Genomic DNA, 533 nt, shown 5'->3' on the forward strand with positions numbered 1-533 from the left:
CGGCTCAATGACGGTTTCGATCCGTTCCAGATGGGGCGCAAAGCCCTTGCGCCGACGCGGTGCACGCTTGCCATCCGCCTGCGCACGGCCCTTGCTGACCTGGGCCTTGATCGCGGCGATGCCGGTCTCGATCTCCTCGAAGACGAAGGCCTGCTGTTCATCGTCGCCGTTCGCCGAGCCGAGCTTCTCCGATCGTCGGCCGAACCGGGCGCGGTCGAAGGCCTGCAGGATTTGCGTCAGCCGCTCGATGCGCGCATCGGCATCGGCGTTGCGGGCCTTGAGATCGGCGACTTCGCTCTCCAGAGCATCGGCGCGGGCCGCTTTCTCGGCCATGGCAAGCACCATGGCTTTCAGCGTCTCTACGTCATTCGGGAGGCTGAGATCGGGCGGCGTCATTGACCCGACCAGAGCACATTTTGCCCCGGTTCTCTTGCCCTTTCAGGCCGCTGATTCACTTCGCCGCAGTGCTTTTACCCAACAATCTCCGGCGGCTTGACCGCCGCGGTCCGGACCCGCTTCCAGTCCATCCCATC

The 533-nt window shown here is 64.7% G+C and carries 1 protein-coding gene; it reads right to left on the reverse strand.

The window, feature by feature from the left end:
• A partial coding sequence (locus ACZBJS_RS42725) for a transposase domain-containing protein (RefSeq protein ID WP_463440355.1) occupies window positions 1-396 on the reverse strand: 396 nt, incomplete at its 3' end.
• Between the last annotated feature and the right edge of the window lie 137 nt (window positions 397-533).

The organism is Bradyrhizobium sp. KZN70725 (assembly GCF_055264925.1).